Genomic DNA, 16,250 nt, shown 5'->3' on the forward strand with positions numbered 1-16,250 from the left:
TTAATTGACGGGTATCCGAGTCCGCCGCATCGTTCCGGAAATCTGCCTGTACATACCGGAGACATAGGTAACAGAACGTCCCCAAGACATGGGTGACAACCTTGTGCCGAACGGGTTGTCGATGGTTTGCAAAGTCGTCTGCTCCAGATCGATATATCCGAGATCATAGCGCATGAAGCTGACGAGCCAAACGCCGTCATCGACCTCCTCGATGTCGAGCCTCTGGCCGGCCATGACTGTGAAGATATTGATCTTCTTGCGGTACATGCAGATGCGGCCGCAATTGGTCATCAGTACGTCACGCTCGTGGAAGCGGATTTGTGCTTGGCTCCGATGAATGGGCGCAGGGGCGCAATTCGCCTCGGGTGGTGGCCCGCATCCTCAACTCACCAACCTTCCACATCCGCTCGTTAGCAATTTATTGACCATAAGCTGGCTTTACTGAGCGTGATGGATGCGGAGATTCCCGCACACCGTCGAGTGTTTGGTGTAGGACGGAATTGTTCGTGTTGAAGTATCCAGTGCAAGGATTATCGGGCGGAGCCTTGGGCGGAATTGCCACGCTCCTGTCGCGTGCGGAACGGTTCGTCGCGAAGACCATTCTGCCGGCTCTGTTTGCGCTCCCGGCGCTTGTCGGTTCTGCATCATTTGCCTCTGCGGAAGATCGCGCCCTGAAGCTGTTCTTTACCCATACGGGCGAGAGGGCCACGATTACCTATAAGCGGGACGGAAAGTTCGATCCAAAGGGCCTCGCCCAGATCAATCGGTTTTTGCGCGACTGGCGAAGGAACGAGCCGACCCGGATGGATCCCCGGCTGCTCGACCTGGTCTGGGAGGTATACAAGCGCAGCGGCGGCAAGGACTACATCCACATCGTCTCCGCCTATCGATCCCCGACCACCAACAACATGCTCCGCAACCGCTCGCGCAGCACGGGCGTCGCCAAGAAGAGCCAGCACATGCTGGGTAAGGCGATGGATTTCTACATTCCCGGCGTGAAGCTTTCGACGCTGCGTGCGCTTGCAATGCAGATGCAGGTCGGCGGTGTCGGATATTATCCGACCTCGGGATCGCCCTTCGTGCATCTCGATGTCGGCAATGTCAGGGCCTGGCCCCGCATGTCCCGGCAGGAACTCGCTCGAATATTCCCGAATGGGCAGACCGTGCATCTGCCGGCCGATGGCAGGCCGCTGCCGGGATACAATCAGGCGATTGCGAACCACAAAAAGCGCGGCAGCTCTACCGCGATCCAGATCGCCAGTATCGCTGGAGAAGACGAAGACGTGAGCGCGTCGACCAGGTCGAGCGGTGATACCACAGACAATAAACTCGTGACGGCGCTTCTGCCCACGCCCCGAAGCCGAGCATTGAATGCGCTCGCGCTGCAGACCGACGCCGCCCAGCGGGATGACAAACGGTCCGCTCCGGATCATTCGTCTTTCCCGATTCCGATACCAGCGATGCGTCCGCCCACCCTCGAGCACGACGCTGATATGGATGACAAAATAGAGACTGCGTCGATCGGCCCAATTGATGTCCTTCCGGATAAACCGGCGTCTGCATTGCCGGCCTATGCCCGCTTCGAGCCCCGCCCTGTTGCACACCAGGCCTCCAAGCAGGGCACCAACATGATCGCCTCCCTGCCCATGACCGCTTCCTGGGAAAAAGCAAGTTTCTTTGGATCGACGTCCGACGCGGCGCTGATGAAATGGGCGCTGCATTCTCCTGGTGAGACGATGGAATTGAGCGCGCCTCGCGTTTCCCCGCGCACGGTTCATCGTCAGGCGAATGTCGCGACGTCAGGTGAGGATATCATTCCGGTCGCCGCCCAGTTCGATGCCAACCGGCTTGCGTCGTCCCCGGAGGGCTGACCCCAATCATCAAGGCTTGATGCGCAGCACGAAGCCGGTCAGAAGCGCCTGAACGGCCATGGTGAGAACTGGGCCGGTGGTCCCGAGAAACCAGGCGCCGCCGCCAGTGCCAGAAGCCTGTACGACCGACTGGCATTTTTTAGCACCTCCGAAACAATTGCCACGCCTTACGGGCGGTGCTCGCGCATCGGCCCAAAAATCGGAATCTATCCTCGGGAAAAATGAGGTAGATCCAATGCGTTAAAGCGTTATTTAGGCGCTTGAAAACACGCGTAGGCGCCATAGTTTGGATTTTCGAACGATGACGACGATCGTTTCCGCGCTCGGGAAATTCAGACCAAAGTCCTACCCACCCCGGACTTCGTGCCCATACTAAACTCTCAATCGCTGTAATAACAATAATATATCCTTAAGTAACGAGGCACGTTGATGTGAGAAGCGTATCAATTTCCGGCAGGGCCGGCTTCATTGGATCGCATGTGACCAACTTTTACTTAGGAAGCGACGTCCAGAAACCGGTTGTTGTTAACAATCTTAGCACCGGATCTTTCGAAAATATAGCGCACATCAAGCCCCCCCCGTTGCCGCCGAGTGACATGCTTTTGGACCAGCAATCCGGTCCGGCGTGGCCGCTCATTCCCGAGCGCAGCATCGGCAACGACACCTTAAAGTAGGTAAATTTAACGATTAACATTAATAAGCGAGTATTTCTTAGAATTCCTCTAAGTAATTGTCATGAATTACAGGCGGTGCTAATAAACGAGCACCTTTCTCAAGTCACGAGGCACAATGCAATGAAAAGCGTATTGATTTCTGGCGGAGCTGGCTTCATCGGATCCCACTTGTGTGATCGACTTTTGCTTAGGACGGACATTCAGAAGCTGGTCGTTGTCGACAACCTCTGGACCGGGCTTTTCGAAAATATCGCGCACATCAGGGACCCCCGTTTCCACTTCGTGAAATCCGACGTCGAGACGCTGCAGACCTCGGATAAATTCGACGAAATCTATCACCTTGCATCCCCCGCATCGCCGCCGTGGTACATGAAGGAGCCGAAGCGGACGATCTCCGCCAATCTTCTCGGGGCGTTCCGGTTGCTCGACTTGCTGAAGAAGGGCGGGCGTTTCTGTTTTACCTCTTCCTCTGAAGTCTATGGAGACCCTTTGGTCTCGCCGCAGCCGGAATCCTATAAGGGCCAGGTCGACTGCACCGGACCGCGCTCGTCCTACGACGAGAGCAAAAGATGCACGGAGTCGCTGCTGTTCGAGATGCAGCGTACCCAAGGGCTCGACGTCAAGATCGTTCGCCCCTTCAACATCTATGGCCCGCGGACACGGTCCGACGATGGTCGCGCGGTCTCCAACTTCATCACCCAGGCGCTCTCGGGCCGCCCGATTACCGTGTTCGGCGACGGCCTTCAGTCTCGCAGCTGGGGTTATGTCGATGACGTTGTCGATGGTTTCGCGCGATATTTCTGGATGAATGAAACCGACTATAAGGGGCCTCTGAACGTCGGCAATGATCGCGAGATTTCGGTTCTCGAGGTCGCGCAATATGTCTCCAAGCTCGTTGGCGGCGTGCCAATCGTCTTCGAGCCGTCACCGCCGCAGGACCCCACGAACAGACGGCCGGACTTGGCCAATGCGCACTATGTCATGCCCGAATGGTCGTGCAAAATCACCTACGAACAGGGCGTGGCAATGACTCTCGACTGGTTCAAGGACCAAATGAGGCACGCCGCGGAATAAACCATGTCGGCTTTCGAGACTCGCGTCTTGGATGCGCGCGGCGTATGTTCACGGTGCGATTGAGAGAGTGATGATGCGAGAACCAATTCCGTCCGATCTGAAGGATATGAGTTTTCCTGTACCGATTCACTATCTCGATCTCGCCTCCTCTCGTCTCGATGCCGTTTCACCCCCGATCTCCGATGGGCTCGTGGTCTTTCTGTCGGATGGTCTTCCCGTAGGACAAGCCTATATCGAAAGGCCCGAGACGGCGGCGGCACTCGCCGAGCGTGTCGTGCGACCTGAGACGCTCGAGCATGCGCGTCAAGTCGCGCAAACCCCTGTGCGAAACCGCGACGTCAGCATTCTGATTTGCACAAAGGACCGGCCGGAGGAACTACGCCGTTGCCTGGCCTCGATCCCCAAACAGTCGCTCGGCCCCATCGAGATCATCGTGGTGGATAATGCCTCCGCCGGTGATGCGACACGTCGTGTGGTGGAGGAATCGGGCGCAACCTATGTCCGTGAAGATCGGGTTGGGCTGGATTATGCGCGCAACGCTGCAGTTCGTGCGGCAAGAACCGAATTCGTCGCGTTTACGGATGATGACGTCGTCCTCCACGAGCGGTGGCTGGAAAACCTGATGAAGGGGTTCGACCTGCCGGAGATCGCCTGCGTAACCGGATTGGTCCTTCCCGGAGAACTCGCAACGCCCGCACAGTTTATCTTCGAAAAGCATTGGAGTTTCGGCAGAGGTTATCTGCGGCAGGATTTCAATCAGGACTTCTATCGCCTGCACAGGCGTTACGGCGCTCCGGTCTGGACGATCGGAGCCGGCGCAAGTCAGGCCTTCCGTCGCAAGGTTTTCGACGAGATCGGCCTGTTCGATGTCCGCCTGGATATGGGCGCTGCCGGATGCTCAGGCGATTCCGAATACTGGAACCGGCTTCTCCATCATGGACATGTCTGCCGCTACGAGCCGACAGCCGTATCCTGGCACTTTCATCGCAAGGATATGAAAGGGCTCGCCAAACAGATCTACCAATATATGAGCGGCCATATCGCGGCGCTGCTCGTCCAGTATCAGAACACCGGAAACGGCGGCAACCTCAGGCGCATCCTCATCTCCTTTCCGAAATATTATGCCGGACGGCTCCGCAAACGCCTGCGCAAAGGCGCGACGTCGCACGACTTCTTTCTGAAGCAGGAGATGCTCGGAAGCGTAAACGGCGCTCTCTACGTTCTGCGGCGATGGAAGAGGCCCGCATGGTGATCGCTGCCCCGCCTGATATTTCATTCCTCATCCCTGCCTATAATGCAGACGATACGTTGGGCGAATGTCTTGCCAGCCTGCAGCAGCAGACGCGCTCGAACTGGCAGGCGGTCGTGGTCGATGACGGCTCGACCGACCGCAGCTGGGAGGTTCTGGAGGCAATCGCAAGAGCGGACAGCCGCATTCTCCCCGCCCGCCAGCCGAATGCCGGTGCGGCCGCGGCGCGAAACCATGCGGCCAGACTGGCAGCCGCGCCCCTGCTCTGCATGCTGGATGCCGACGACTGGCTGGATCCGACCTTTATCGAAAGCATGCTGCCGGTGGCGGAGGATTCATCTCCAGCAGCCATCGCCTATTGCGCCTACCGCCGCGTCGCCCCAGACGGCAGGCTAATGCAGGTAGAACAACCTCCCATCTTGACGGGAGACCTTGCCAAGCGTGAGTTCTCCTCCTTTTGTGCACTCGCCATCCATACGGTTGTCTTTCCCAGAAGCCTTTTCGAACATCTCGGAGGTATGGATGAGACCTTGCAGACCGGCGAGGATTGGGATCTCTGGCAGCGCATGGCCTTTGCAGGCGCCGAATTTCGCCGTGTCGACAAGTGCCTGGCTTTCTATCGGATGAAAGCCGGCTCGCTCTCCGGCGATCCTGTCAAAATGGTGCGTGACGCCGTTCGCGTGACGACGAAGGCGCAGACCCTGTGGATGCGGCAATGCCTGTCGGCCGAAGGGCCGGAGACCGGCTGGTTTACGCCCGCCCTCAGCCAGCTGCGCATGCTCGCCTGGGTCGTCTCGGTCAAGCTCGATCCGGCAACGGATGTTGCGGCCCTTGCGGCGCTCCTGCCGGAAATGCCTGACGCCACAGGCTACGAGGGCTTTCTTGTCGACGTGATCATGCATGGATTGCAGACGGGACTGTTCACCGATCGACCCGACGATCTCATTGATGCGCTCGACAAGTGGCAGCCGACTTTCCTTTCGCTCATCAAGCTGATCGACCGGCATTCCTTCCCCGGCACCGGGCGGAAGATCACGGAGAACGTCAGTTGGCGGCTCACTGCCGCGAACCCTTTGCGCTCCTTCACGCTCGGTAATATCCAGGTGGTCAGCGTCGAGCTCGGTGCGCTTTCCAGGATCCCCAAGGCCGGGAAAGCCGATACGCTCGTCATGCACGCTTTATCAGGCGGCCAGCATGTCGGCACCTTTGTCGGGCCGCTCTGGGGCGATCTTTCGATCCGGGCGCAGATCAGGCTGATCATGCATGAGATGCAGGCAGACGAGCATCTGCAGACGCCGCCCACGTTCGCCTATATCAGTTCCTGGACGAGGGAGGCGCTGCGGGGATACCGGGCTTTCGGCGGCCTCATCATACGAAATGGCCGGCGGCGAGGGCGCCTCGAACGGCTTTTGGTGCGTGTCGGGCGCAAGGCCCTCCTTGCCACTGTGCCTGGCGACAAACAAGACAACGACGCCCGCCTGTCCGACATAATGCGGGATCTCCAGCGCGATCCGGCTCCGCGCTTTTCAAATTCCTCCGGGCCGCGGCCGGAGGAGGGAAAGGCGGCTGCCCCCATTCGGTCGGAAGAAGAGTACTGGGAACATATCTTCGAACGCCCCGATCCATGGAATTACGTCTCAGTCTACGAGCAGGTCAAATATGCGCAGACGTTGAGCCTGATCCCGGAAGGGATCGAGAATGCCCTGGAACTCGCCTGCGCCGAAGGGATTTTCACCGAAAAGCTGGCCCGAAAGGTCGGCCGGCTGACGGCCACGGATATTTCCCAACGGGCCATCGACAGGGCGGTCGAGCGGTGCCGCGACCATAGCAACGTCGAGCTTCACGTTCTCGATTTCGTCAGACAAGATCTCCCGCCAGAACAGGATCTCGTCGTCTGCTCCGAAGTCCTTTATTACATGAAGGATGAGGAGATGCTGGCAGCCGCGTGCCGGAAGATGGCGGCGGCATTGAAGCCGAACGGCTGTCTGATTACCGCCCATGCGCATATCCGTGAGGACGAACCCGCTCGGACGGGCTTCGACTGGGGCAATCCCTTCGGTGTTGGGACGATCAAACAGGTTCTCGCCGCACAGCCTGGTCTGGCCCTTGAAGAGACGATCGAGACCGAACTCTACGCCATCCACCGGTTCCGAAAAGGCCCCGTGGCCGATCCCGTCCTGCGCATCGAGGGTCATGGAACCCCGCTGGACGCGGATGTGGCGAAACACATCATCTGGGGGCCGGCTGGCGCCAACCGCGAGGTAGCATGGACGACGGAGGTCACGACCTCGGTTCCGATCCTCATGTATCACAGGATCGCAAACGAAGGACCCGCGCCACTCCGGCGCTTCCGCACGCCGCCTGAGATCTTCCGAAAGCAGATGCAGTTCCTTCGGCGCCAGGGTTATTACGCCGTGACGGCGCAGACGCTCGCGGATCTGCTGCGCAGCGGCAAGCCGATCCAGGGCCGACCTGTCATGCTGACCTTCGACGACGCCTATCTGGATTTCCTGACGGACGCCTTCCCGATCCTTGCCGAGAATGGTTTCAGCGCCGAGGTGTTCGTCGTGACCGATAAAGTCGGCGGTCGATCAGATTGGGATTCTGCCTATGGAGAGCCTGCACCGCTGATGGCGTGGCCGGATATTCAGGCGCTGCACCAAAAAGGCATCAGCTTCGGCTCCCATCTCGCATCCCACACACCAGCCAGTGCGATTGATAACGAAGCCCTGCTGGCCGAAGCCACGCTTTCGCGCAATACACTGCAAAGCCGACTGGGCAGCTCCGTGGAATCCATCGCACTCCCCTATGGCGCGACGGACTTCAGGGTCCCGAGCATTCTGGCACACGCCGGCTATGGGGTCGGCTTCACGACACGGCCGGAGAAAGCCACCTTTTCGGACAATTTCTTCGGTCTGCCGCGCCTCGAAGTGCGCGGCGATCGCCCGCTTGAAGCCTTCCCTGAACTTATGGGCCTGCCGGGAGCCTTTATCGGATGACGATATCAGGCGCAGCGGCCCCCCTCATCACCATCGTCATCCCGGCTTACAATGCTGAGAGGACGCTTGCCGAAACATTGGCCAGCGTCTCCAGCCAGTCCTACGACAAGCTCGAAATCCTGGTGGTCGACGACGGATCGCGGGATAGTACCTTCGAACTTGCGAGCGATTATGGCCTGAGCGACCGCCGTATTCGGGTTCTCCGCCAGGACAATGGCGGGGTTGCGCGCGCGCGCAACCACGGCATAAGGGAGGCGCGCGGCCCATATATAGCCCCGGTCGATGCCGACGATGTGTGGCATCCCGAGAAGATCGAGCGCCAGCTTCAGGCGCTGCGGAAATTGCCCGGCGGACACGGGGTCGCCTACAACTGGTATGCGGCGATCGACGAGAACGGCATCATCTTCGGCCATTCGCGACCGGTCATGCACGAGGGGAATATATTCGAGCCGCTGCTGCGTGAAAACTTCATCGGCAATGGCAGCACACCCTTGATGCCGCGGGCGGAGATTCTTCGCTGCGGCGGCTATGACGCCGGCCTGCGCGACAATGGCGCCGAAGGCTGTGAGGATCTCAAGCTCTATCTGGCGCTCGCCGAGATCTTGCCCTTCGCCTTGGTTCCCGATTTCCTCACAGGCTATCGCTTCACCAGGGGAAACATGTCCAGCAATGCCTATCGCATGCTGAAGTCCCATAGCTTGGTGATGGCCCCGATCATCACGCGCTATCCGCAGCTTGCGCGGGATATCCGGACAGCCCAATTCAACACGGCGCACTGGTATTTCAACAAGGCCTTTCTTGACTCCGATTATGCACAGGTCGGCAAGCTGGCGCCGATCATGGCAAGAAAATACATCCCGCAGATGATCCTCTATGGCATGCGGCAGGGCTGGCGCCAGACGAAGCGCCAGGGCATCCAGATGGCAAGACGTGTCCTCGGAAAGCCCGCCCGGCCAACAAAACGCTTCACCGCGGAGATTCCGCAAACCGGAACGGCATTCAGCGATCGTTTTACGGCCGTGCCTGTTGAGCAGGCGATCAGCCCGACCTCTTCACGGACGGCCGGCAATGAATAGGTTTCGAAAATCAACTTCCCCTAAACCGACAGGCGCCTACCTGGTCGTCGCGGCTCGGTTCCGTGAGCTTCGCCAACTCGTCCCCTCGTTGCGGCTCAAGATGACGGTGATGATCGTCCTGGGCATTCTCACGGGGTTCTTGGAAATGGTCGGGATCACCTTTCTGGTCAGCCTCGTCTTTCTTCTCGGGCAGCAAGGTCCCGTCTCCGGCTCCGCCGTCGCATGGCTTCCGGCGTTTTTCGGCGGCATCGACCTCAGTCTTTCCAAGCCTGTGCTGATCGGTATCCTCATCGGCTCGATCCTGTTCCGGATTGTTCTCGGATGCGCCAATTCGCTGATTGCAAGCGCGGTCAACCACCGGATCAGCGACCGCATGCGGGACCGCCTTTACGCCAAGGTCCTGACCATGCCTTTCCAGCGCTTCCAGGATTATGAGCGCAGCGACCTGATCAATGTCATCGCCACTGAATCCTATGCAGTGTCGTCGGCCCATGCGAGCCTGGTCCGCCTTGGGGTCAATTTCGGCACGATCGTGATCTTCGGCGTCGGCATGCTGGTCATGGCCTGGCCGATCGCCTTGCTCGGGCTCGCCTTCGGCTTCATCCATAATTTCGCATTGGGTTTCTTCGCCGGCGCCTACCGCCGTCTCGGCGCCTCCGCTCTGGCTGCCGTCGAAGCCTTGACGCAACTGAGCTGGACAACGCTGCAGACTTTGAAGGCCGTCAAAAGCTTCGGCCTCGAGAAGCGCCACCAGCAGCTCTTCGAGACGCTTTCCAGAGACGTCGGCCAGACCTGGCGCCGGTCGGACTGGATGGGAGCGACGACCTCGCTTCTGAGCGAAATCCTGACCTTCGGGGTCATCCTGACGATCATTCTGTCCTCGGAATTCCTGCCGGTGGATTTCAAGGCAGCGCTCTCGGCCACGATCCTTCTTTACAGGCTTCAGCCGCATATCAAGGGATTTGATTCCCAGATTCTCAGCCTTTACGAGATGGAAGCGTCCCTGCAAAACGTACTGGCGCTGCTTTCGGAGAAGGATGACATCAAGCAGGCCTCGCAAGGGGAGAAGGTAAGCCGCCTGGCGGAAGCAATTGTCTTCCACAACGTCTCGTTCGCCTATGAGCGATCGAACGCGCCGGCAGTTCACGATCTCAGCTTCGCAATCAGAGCAGGCGAGACGACGGCTGTGACGGGGCCAAGCGGCTCCGGCAAAACCACAATCCTCAACATGATTCTCGATCTCAACCCGCCGACCCAGGGCCGGATCACGGTCGACGGCAAGGATCTGACAACCATCGACCGTTCCAGCTGGCTGCAACTGCTCTCCGTGTCGGGCCAGGACGTTGAACTGATGGAGGGCACGGTCCTCGACAACATCCGGTTTCGCCGCGATATCTCGGAGCAGGATATCCGCTGGGCGGCCGATGTGGCCTGCGCAACGGAGTTCATCAACGATCTGCCGTACGGCTTCGATGAATGGCTGGGCGACGAGGCGATCCGGCTTTCGGGCGGGCAAAGGCAGCGCATAGGTCTGGCGCGCGCGCTCGCCAGCCGGCCTCAAATCCTGCTGTTGGACGAAGCGACAAGCGCGCTCGACGAAGAGACCGAGATGCGGGTGTTTTCGGCGATGAAAGAAGACGCCGGCAGAACGCTCATCGTCGTTAGCCATCGACCCGCTGTGGCCAGGCTGATGAAGAATCGGATCGATCTCCGCCCTCCCGCTCCCACGTCGAAGCTCGGGTGACGGAGATGGATATGTCAACGATGTCCGGGATTCGGGTGGCCGTCGTGATCCCCGCCTATAACGCCAGAAACTACCTTGCCCAGACGCTCCAGTCCGTCATCGACCAGACCCACAGGGCGCTGGAGATCGTCATCGTCGACGACGGCTCGACGGACGACACTGCCTCGATCTGCCGCCATTTTGCCGCGAGTGATCCAAGGATCCGGATTGTCTCGACTGAAAACCGTGGCGTCGCCGCGGCCCGCAACACCGGGATTGAAGCATCGAAATCCGACTATATCGCCTTCCTCGATGCCGACGACCTATGGCATCGGACCTATATCGAAAGAATGCTTTCGGCTCTCCATCCCCTGCCGAATACCTGGGGCGCGGTCTATGCCCTTCACCGTCACATCGATCCCGAGGGATATTGCACGAGATCCGGTTCGTCACTGAACGCCAGGGACACCATTTTCAACCGTCATCTCGTATTCCGCTTCGTCGGCAATGGCAGCGGCTTCATGGTTCGCCGCGCTGTCATTGAGAAGATCGGTGGCTACGATTCAAGTTACGCCAGGCAGGGTATCGGAGGATGCGAGGATTTCGACTTCGAACTTCGTACAGCCGAGCATTTCAAGATCGAGACGGTGCCGTTGGGTCTAGTGGGATATCGTATTCACTCAGCAGCCATGTCTTCCGACAGGTCGCAAATGGCGCTATCGCTTCTGGCTGTGACCGAGCAATGTATCGCCCGCAATCCACAGCTTTCGACTTTTGTCGCCAATTGCGCCCGCGCGTCGGCGCATCTTTATGCATTTTCAAAATTTGCCGCTTTGAAAGATTGGCGCCGCGCCGCGACCTCGCTCAAGCACATTTATCATCATAGCCCAATGCTTGCTTCCGACGTCCTATACAAATTGATCCTTTCAAAAGCCGACAGAGCCGCACGCAGGACATTGTCCAAAGCCTGGCCGGTCAGGGAACAAAAAAGAAAGAATTTCAAGAAATTCGAAGAGATAGACCCGCTTGTCCCATTGGTTGGCGGTTGGTCACGCTTCAGGACGAAGGCATTGTTCAGGCGCTTGTCGGAGATCGATCGGTCCGGCGAATGCTCTGCGGCGACCTCGTCGCAGGAGGCTTGATGCCTGCCGGCTACACGTCTGCAGGTGGCGCCAGCGCTGATGGCAGTTTTCGCTCGGCCGGTGAAACCGCTAAAGGTTTAACAACCCATCACCCTAATCGGCGTGGCGATTACTCCGCTATCTCTATTACAAACTTTGATGTTTAAGCAGAATAGCAATTAGTAAAAAAGCGAACGAATTATGAAAAAAGCAATCACCCCAATAATGATCTGTGACAATACCAAGTTTTACTGTAATCATGCTTGCGCACGTGCAAGCATTCCTACCGGAGGACCCGTCACCCACCCCGGCGGGTCCTCGACTTTGCTTTTTTTGGCTGGCTGCCAAATGCGACAGCCGTTATCGCTGCATCGGCATAAATAGATTTTACCTCGGATGGTGATACTATGCTGTTGAATTCAGTTTGATCAGAAAATCCCCCATCATCGGCAAGTGAAGAGCAAAATTCGGGTTCTCTTCTCTCAATATTTCGACCATCGCCTCAATTCATCTCGGGGATGCTTTCGGCTCCGCAATGAAATTGCGGAGAAATAAATATCGTCATCAAGTCGAGATTATTATCGGATAGAACTCCATAAGTATCGCTGCCGCGGTAAATAAGAACAACGCCAATGATCACTCTCATACGAAGATTTAATCGTCTTATAATTGACTTTTAAATACAACCATTGTCTGAAATTCATAATTTTACCTTTTGATAAACTTTTACTTGCTGCGCTCAATTATCGACCTCAACTTATTGTGCATACACTTTCAAAAGCATCGGCAGTACCTTCGACGGGAACAGAAGATCTACGGAAAGCTACTTCCGGCGCCGGGTTCTCAACGACCCGCCAAATGCCTGCATCATCGGTGATGATTGTCACAGCCGATGGCCCCCAACAATCCTGAGACGGTGGCAAGGAGAAAGGTTGCCGGCGTCAAACAAGACTGCTGGATCAAAGCGTAAAATATTGATAAAAAAGGATATTTCTTAATTTCCCGTGACCTGCACCAACCCAGTTCGGCCGATAGCATTCGGCCCGTCTTTTCAAAAGTCGGCATATGAGCCTGGGCTCGCCAATTGAAATGCCGACACAAAACTCAACCATGTAAGACATGCCTGTTCTCTTTGACGAGCCTCCCGATACGACACAAGCGATTGGTCGGGGCGCAGTTGACCTGTCCTGATTCAACACGCGGAGGCCAGTGAGATGGCTGACCTGTGTCGAAATGGTCGCACCTCGGCAGCGAATTAACCCTTCATAAAGCATTCGCTTGCTCAACTTATAATTTGTGTCATGGTCACTGTAAGTAGTGAGGGAGCCGACCTGATGAGTGATATAGCATCGCAGATTCCGGAATTTGGTTACGATGAGCGCGTGATGATCTGCCGGAAGCAGATCGAGAAGGCGGTCTATCAGTTCATTGCAAATACGAAGGTCGAGGGATGCGATCCGGCGGAAGTCGCAATGGCCATCGCAGACATTGCCGACGATTACATTCTGTTGCTGGCCCAGAAGCGCAACCTGACCCATTGAGATGAAGGGTCGGTCGCTAATCGGCTGGTCGTGCAGAAGACATTGAGTGCGAAATCGCGCCGCCTCCCTGCCCGGAGGCAACGTCAGCGAAGCCGCTTACCCCTCGCTTGAAACCATTCGTGAGACGGATTTCGAACAGCTTTTGAATGAAGCGCCAGCGGCCGGGAACAAGCCGGGCTTCCCTAACAATTGACCCGACGCGCCGAAGCATCGGCACATACCAAGCGTGCGTTTCAGCGTGTTATCTCACCGCGATTGAAATAAACGGCCCCGTTCGATTGATGACTGCTCGGCTGCGCGCAACCACACGAATAACCCCGAAAATCGAAGCTGATTTTCAGGGTTATCGCGAGTTTGAAGTGATGGAGCGTTCTCGGCGCGCCCTATCGGACGCGCCGTACTAATGACTTCTCACACTCACTTGCGGAACCGGGGAGCTCAATTCGGCCAGTTCTCTGGTCAAGCCCTCGCCGACTTCCTGCTTCACTGCCTCGAGCGCAAGGTCGAGGCAATTCGTCGCAAACGGCAGTTTGACATCCTGAGCCACCTGTCGCGCATAGGCGATCATCCGCGCCAACGCGACGAGCTCTTCCAGACCGTCTTCCGCCCCTTGGTCTGCTTCTATCTTGACAACCGATGTCACGCCCATGCCCCATTTCTCCAATGAATTGAAGAGATGATACGCGTGTGGAGGTGATCCAGCCCGTGAAAAAAGCGTGACACAACCCTCGGTGACTATTGCCGGTTTCGGTTCACAATGCAGGGCGCGTGGGGAATGAGGTGTCGTTCAGTTTCCAGGGCAGATCGGCAGTCGAGCGAATGTCGCGGACGTCCTGCACCACTTTCAATAATTCCAAGGCATCGATGCGTTTTTGATCGACGGCATTCGACAGAAGTGCCGCCAGCAGGTCCGCACGATCCGGTTCGGCCACCCCTGCACATTGCTCGACGACCGCCCGCCACGTTCGCTTCTTGAAAAAGATCGCGCTTGCGGCATCTTCGAGCTGCTGGCGCAACCGACTTTCCAGCAGTCCGCGATCCTCCATCGCATCGAGCGTTGCGTTGACATTGACGAGCGGTACCGTCAGCGGCTTGCTGCCCAGCGCGCTCGGCGCGTGCGTGAGCGCGACGGCGGCATCGTCGACCAGCCGGTCGGTGCGATAGTCTTCGAAAATGCGCCCGATCCCGATCATACCGAATGGATGGCATTCGGCAGCGCGCAACGCGCCCATGCTTGCCGCCCCGAGAACCGCGACGCCGAGCGACAGAGCATGGAGAATTTCCTTGTGCCAGACCGGTGCGGCATATTCGAAGCCGCCGTCGATCAGGCCGATGACATTGGCACCCTGCTCCACCGCCGCCAGGACATCGCCTTGCGTGGCAGGCGGCAAGACGCGTATCCCCTCGCCGGCAAGCGACGCCGCATCGGGAAGACTGGGACCTGCGAAAATGAACTTCAAAACCCTATTGCCCTGGCAAGCGCCCTCGTTCCAAACCGCCGGGCGCGCTCCCCCTCCGGATTTTCGAGCTCAGGAATGACAATCTTGACAACACTGAACGGAAGCGTGTCCTCGCTGAGGCGCACGGCGATGACCGAAACGATCCGCCTGTTTCTGAGCGCGTCGAGCACATGCTGCAGCAACTGCGCCAGATCCTGTTGCCGATGTCCTGCCACCCCGTCACTGCCGATGGTGGCAGCGGGTGGTGCGGCAACCACAGCGAAGGCCTGCCGCATCAGCGGCGGCAGGTGTCTTGAGAAAGTTACAGGAGAAATATCGTCCCTGGCTCCGCTGATATAGGTCAGCCGGGATTGCACGGCTTCCGTCACCGCCCGAATGGCCGCACGGACGGGAGACGGATGAGCCCCGGTACCGCCGGTCACCTCGACGAGGCGAATGTCCCCAAGCCTAATATCCCCGGCGCCGTGAAGATCCCGGGAGCCCAGAAGGAGGTCCCCAGGACCCAGCATGGCGGTGAAACAGGGGATCCCGATGTCGCTAGTGATATCGAAGAGCCTGAGCGCCAATCCCGAGGTTTCGATCTTGTCGATCAACCCGTCCAGGGCGCCGTCCTCAAAGCCGCGGGGATCGGTGCAGCCGGCATAACGATCCGCTTCAGCGCCCACCTGCCACAACACATGGGCGTCACGCTCGATACGCTCCAGGACGCCGTGAAAGATCGCCTCCTCGACATTGTTTCCCGAGGCCAGGCCATCCGACGACATCCAGTATCGCGCATCACGTGTGCGGTCGAGCACCACCGCTTCAAAGGGGATATAGACCTCCTCGCCGGTGAGGATATTGACGCCGGCAACCCATTCCGCCTCTTCGTCCGGTCCGAGATCGGGTTTATGAAGAGCGGTCAGGCAGTTCAGCGCGTCGGTCTTGTGCCCCATTGCCTGCAGACGGGAAGAGGTGCCGTGGACGAGATCGACGGAGGGTTCGCCGGCGACCGCCCGTTCAAGGGCTTCCATGACAGTGGATACTTTGGCATCGAGATCGGTCAGGCCCTTTCCCTGGGCAATCACGATCGAGCGGGAATTCGGGGCGTATGCGCACCAGACGGGGATTCCGATATCGTCCAGTCCGGTATGTCGCGCAACCCTGGTGATGCCGAACCCGGCCAAAAGAGGTTCGACGCGGGAAAGGGTTTCCCGCGGCGACATGACCCTGTCTGAATATATGGATCGGTGCGTCAGAATGCCGGCTCAGCCGTCGACGTGACCGGAAAGGGCAACCTGCGCCGAGGAAACCGCGACGGCGAGGTCGACGCCCTTCACGAATGTGCCGCCGGCCTTGCGCAGGCCGTTTGCAGTCGCCAATTCCCCCGTCGGATTGAGAGGCTTGACCGTACCCGCGTCGAGATCGGCAAGCCAGAGACCCGCCTCACCAGGTATACCTATAATGACAGCTTTCGCCATGT

General features: G+C 58.2%; 13 protein-coding genes and 1 pseudogene. 9 read left to right on the plus strand and 5 right to left on the minus strand.

Going from position 1 to position 16,250, the window contains the following annotated elements:
* On the minus strand, positions 1 to 291 hold the full coding sequence (locus G9X67_RS08595) for a hypothetical protein (RefSeq protein ID WP_246697922.1): 291 nt from the start codon (positions 289 to 291) through the stop codon (positions 1 to 3).
* Between the two features lie 209 nt (positions 292 to 500).
* Here G9X67_RS08595 and G9X67_RS08600 point away from each other — a divergent pair, with 209 nt between their 5' ends.
* From G9X67_RS08600 to G9X67_RS08635, 9 genes and pseudogenes are all read left to right on the plus strand, one after another.
* Positions 501 to 1,871 (plus strand): DUF882 domain-containing protein, encoded by a 1,371-nt coding sequence (locus G9X67_RS08600; protein WP_171598484.1) that lies wholly within the window; start codon positions 501 to 503, stop codon positions 1,869 to 1,871.
* 431 nt (positions 1,872 to 2,302) lie between these two features.
* Positions 2,303 to 2,449: pseudogene (locus G9X67_RS35415) on the plus strand (UDP-glucose 4-epimerase); the annotation flags it as partial.
* 216 nt (positions 2,450 to 2,665) lie between these two features.
* On the plus strand, positions 2,666 to 3,619 hold the full coding sequence (locus G9X67_RS08605; protein ID WP_171598485.1) for an NAD-dependent epimerase/dehydratase family protein: 954 nt from the start codon (positions 2,666 to 2,668) through the stop codon (positions 3,617 to 3,619).
* Positions 3,620 to 3,650: 31 nt separating this feature from the next.
* A complete protein-coding gene (locus G9X67_RS08610; RefSeq protein ID WP_171598486.1) occupies positions 3,651 to 4,871 on the plus strand; it encodes a glycosyltransferase in 1,221 nt (406 codons plus the stop codon).
* Positions 4,865 to 7,867, plus strand: a complete 3,003-nt coding sequence (locus tag G9X67_RS08615) for a trifunctional glycosyltransferase/class I SAM-dependent methyltransferase/polysaccharide deacetylase (protein ID WP_171598487.1) — start codon at positions 4,865 to 4,867, stop codon at positions 7,865 to 7,867. Before G9X67_RS08610 ends, G9X67_RS08615 begins: the two co-directional genes overlap by 7 nt.
* A 2-nt stretch (positions 7,868 to 7,869) precedes the next feature.
* Positions 7,870 to 8,943, plus strand: coding sequence for a glycosyltransferase (locus G9X67_RS08620; RefSeq protein WP_171598586.1), 1,074 nt, complete (start codon positions 7,870 to 7,872; stop codon positions 8,941 to 8,943).
* Complete coding sequence (locus G9X67_RS08625) at positions 8,936 to 10,687, plus strand: ABC transporter ATP-binding protein (RefSeq protein WP_171598488.1); 1,752 nt, start codon at positions 8,936 to 8,938, stop codon at positions 10,685 to 10,687. The genes G9X67_RS08620 and G9X67_RS08625 overlap by 8 nt, the downstream gene beginning before the upstream one ends.
* Positions 10,684 to 11,808 (plus strand): glycosyltransferase family A protein, encoded by a 1,125-nt coding sequence (locus tag G9X67_RS08630; RefSeq protein WP_171598489.1) that lies wholly within the window; start codon positions 10,684 to 10,686, stop codon positions 11,806 to 11,808. The genes G9X67_RS08625 and G9X67_RS08630 overlap by 4 nt, the downstream gene beginning before the upstream one ends.
* A gap of 1,313 nt (positions 11,809 to 13,121) precedes the next feature.
* Positions 13,122 to 13,328, plus strand: coding sequence for a hypothetical protein (locus G9X67_RS08635; RefSeq protein WP_003542083.1), 207 nt, complete (start codon positions 13,122 to 13,124; stop codon positions 13,326 to 13,328).
* Positions 13,329 to 13,728: 400 nt separating this feature from the next.
* Here the strand turns inward: G9X67_RS08635 and G9X67_RS08640 are convergent, their stop codons facing one another.
* From G9X67_RS08640 to G9X67_RS08655, 4 genes are all read right to left on the minus strand, one after another.
* Complete coding sequence (locus G9X67_RS08640; RefSeq protein WP_138330282.1) at positions 13,729 to 13,977, minus strand: hypothetical protein; 249 nt, start codon at positions 13,975 to 13,977, stop codon at positions 13,729 to 13,731.
* 103 nt (positions 13,978 to 14,080) lie between these two features.
* Entirely contained in the window at positions 14,081 to 14,788 is a 708-nt protein-coding gene (locus G9X67_RS08645; RefSeq protein WP_171598490.1) for a TfuA-like protein, read from the minus strand.
* Entirely contained in the window at positions 14,785 to 15,993 is a 1,209-nt protein-coding gene (locus tag G9X67_RS08650) for a YcaO-like family protein (RefSeq protein WP_171598491.1), read from the minus strand. Before G9X67_RS08650 ends, G9X67_RS08645 begins: the two co-directional genes overlap by 4 nt.
* A gap of 42 nt (positions 15,994 to 16,035) precedes the next feature.
* A complete protein-coding gene (locus G9X67_RS08655; RefSeq protein ID WP_003561841.1) occupies positions 16,036 to 16,248 on the minus strand; it encodes a hypothetical protein in 213 nt (70 codons plus the stop codon).
* Positions 16,249 to 16,250: the final 2 nt, after the last annotated feature.

It is taken from the genome of Rhizobium sp. WYCCWR 11152 (assembly GCF_013087615.1).
Lineage (GTDB): Bacteria > Pseudomonadota > Alphaproteobacteria > Rhizobiales > Rhizobiaceae > Rhizobium > Rhizobium indicum.